At 70.2% G+C, this 2,418-nt stretch carries 3 protein-coding genes and 2 pseudogenes; all 5 read right to left on the bottom strand.

The window, feature by feature from the left end:
* Positions 1-17: 17 nt before the first annotated feature.
* A pseudogene (locus DD1DGNOD_RS15265) lies at positions 18-622 on the bottom strand (response regulator).
* Positions 619-1,257 (bottom strand): hypothetical protein, encoded by a 639-nt coding sequence (locus DD1DGNOD_RS15260; RefSeq protein ID WP_131770436.1) that lies wholly within the window; start codon positions 1,255-1,257, stop codon positions 619-621. The pseudogene DD1DGNOD_RS15265 and the gene DD1DGNOD_RS15260 overlap by 4 nt, the downstream one beginning before the upstream one ends.
* A gap of 64 nt (positions 1,258-1,321) precedes the next feature.
* A complete protein-coding gene (locus DD1DGNOD_RS29545; RefSeq protein WP_131767124.1) occupies positions 1,322-1,507 on the bottom strand; it encodes a hypothetical protein in 186 nt (61 codons plus the stop codon).
* Positions 1,507-2,007: an ABC transporter permease gene (locus tag DD1DGNOD_RS15255; RefSeq protein ID WP_241255744.1), complete on the bottom strand. Its 501-nt coding sequence runs from the start codon at positions 2,005-2,007 to the stop codon at positions 1,507-1,509. Before DD1DGNOD_RS15255 ends, DD1DGNOD_RS29545 begins: the two co-directional genes overlap by 1 nt.
* 7 nt (positions 2,008-2,014) lie before the next feature.
* Positions 2,015-2,418, bottom strand: a pseudogene (locus DD1DGNOD_RS15250) (ATP-binding cassette domain-containing protein); the annotation flags it as partial.

Genomic DNA, 2,418 nt, shown 5'->3' with positions numbered 1-2,418 from the left:
GGAACTGCCGAGTCTGTTCAGATCCAGCCCTGGGAGCGGGCGAGGTGCACGGCCTCATGGCGGTTGGCGGCGCCGAGCTTGGCGGTGGCCGAGGACAGGTAGTTGCGTACCGTCCCCAGGGAGAGCGCCGCGCGTTTGGCGATCTCTTCGAGCGGAGAGCCGCCGGCTGCGAGGGTGAGGACGTCAGCCTCTCGCGGCGTCAGCGGGCTGTCTCCGGCGCTGATGGCCTCGGCGGCGAGTTCTGATCGACGTACCGCCCGCCTCGGTGGACGGTACGGATGACGTCGGCGAGGACCTGCGCCGACACGGTCTTCGGCAGGAAGCCACGGGCGCCCGCGGCGAGGGCCCGTTTGAGATGTCCGGGGCGTCCGTGGCTGGTCACGATGAGGCTTGCGCACCCGGGTAGTTCGGTGCGTAGCTGGTCCGTGACCGCGATCCCGTCGACGCCGGGCATCTGCAGGTCGAGCACGGCCACGTCGGGACGGTGCAGCCGGGCCATCGCCAGCGCCTCGTCGCCGGACGCGGCCTGCGCCACGACCTCGATGTCGTCTTCCATCGCGAGCAGTGCCGCCAGCGCGTAGCGGATGAGGTTCTCGTCGTCCGCGAGCAGGAGCCGGATCATGAGGTCGACTTCGCTGTCGCCGGGGGAGCTTCCTGGACGGCCGGAAGCGATGCCTCGACGAGGAAGCGGCCATTGCGAAGCCTCTGCGTGGCTACTCGGCCGCCGAGCCCTGCCAGCCGTTCGCCCAGCCCGGCCAAGCCGGTGCCTGCGCCCCAGAGCAGGGTTGTGGCGGCGCTCAGCAGCACCACGACCAGCAGCGCGAGACCACTGAGCAGGGGAGTCAGCGCCACCGCCAGGGCGCCGAAGACGATCATTGTCGTCAGGAGGCTGGCTCCCAGTTCGTCGGGAGCGGGGTGGGTGAAGTCCGGGAAGGCAGCCCAGCCGGCGAGTAGGCACGCGACGGTCAGGGCGACCGCAACCGCGACCGGGACCGGGATCGTCCGGAGGTTCGGACGACGCCCTTCCCGGAATCCGGCCAGTCCGGAGCGCAGCAGCGCGATGCAGACGACCATGTGAAGCAGCACCACTGTCAGGAACACGATCAGGCCGGGCGGACGTACCTGCGTCCGGGAGTTGGCGAGAGCGAGGGCCACCAGCGGCTCCGAGGCGGACAGCGCGTACACCGACCAACGGCAGTAGAGGTCGAGACGCTCGGTACTGTTCCGCTCGGTCCACCAGCGCGAGACCGGCACCATGGGGTCAGCGTGTCACAACGGTCGTGTCACAACGGTCGTGTCACAACGGTCGTCCCGCAACGGTTCAGCGCCTCGGTTCCCAGCGGAACCACCGTCGCGTCGCCCACACCCCCGCGGCGATCCAACCGGTCAGTACCAGCAACGGTGGCAGCGCCGCCACGAAACAGGCGCCCAGTCTCAGGGCCGACCCGTCCGAGGTCGTCCCGGTCAGACCGAGACGCAGCAGGTCGATCACCGGCGTCAGCGGCATCAGGTGGGCGAGCTCTTCCCACGGTTCGGCAGCCTGGTGAGGGGGAAGGGCAGGCCGCTGAGGGCCAGCGGCGCGAGCAGCACGGGCAACGTCGTCACCTGCGCCATCTCGACGGTACGTGTCACGGCGGTGCTCGCCGTGGCCAGCAGGACGAACACGACCGTGCCGAGGGGGATCGCGGCGATCACGAGCAGGACGTTCACGGGCATGGCCATGTCCAGCGCGGCGATCGCGGCGACGAACCCCACCGTGGTTTGCGCCCAGCCGATCGCGACAGCCGGCAGCGCCGTCCCGACGAGGATCTCCACGTCGGTGATCTCACCGCTGCGCAGTCGCTTGAGGACGAGCTCCTCACGCCGGGCTACCAGGGCGGTCACGAGGTTGTAGTACACGACGAAGAGGAGGGCGAACGCGGTCAGCGAGGTCGCGACCACCGCTGCGGCGCTGAGATCGTGGCCGTTGTCGACCGTCTCACCGGGTCGCAGAAAGAGGACCGTCATCGCGGGCGCGGCCATTGATCGCCAGTGCGAGTTCGAGGCAGCGGCGTTCCCCGCCGGAGAGCTGCTTGATCTCGGCGCTGGCGCGGTGGCGGAGGCTCACCAGCTCCAGCGCCTCCTCGACCGGTCGCGGCAAGGTCAGCGTCCCGGCCCACATCCGGGCGGCCTCGGCGACGGTGAGACCGGACGGCAGGCCGCTCTCCTGCAGCATGATCCCGATTCGTGGCCGGACGAAACGCCGCGCACGGTAGGGATCACTACCGAGTACGCGCACGGACCCGGAGGTGGGCGGCGCGAGGCCCTCGAGCACCTCCACGGTCGAGGTCTTCCCGGCACCGTTGGTCCCGAGCAGCGCGAACAGCTCGCCGCGGCGTACCGCGAGGTCCACCCCACGGACCGCGGCGAAGCCACCCC

The organism is Candidatus Protofrankia californiensis, assembly GCF_900634765.1.
In the GTDB taxonomy this organism is placed as follows: Bacteria; Actinomycetota; Actinomycetes; order Frankiales; family Frankiaceae; genus Protofrankia; species Protofrankia californiensis.
The sequence above is the reverse complement of the archived record's forward strand: the minus strand, read 5'-3'. Positions and strand labels throughout refer to the sequence as shown.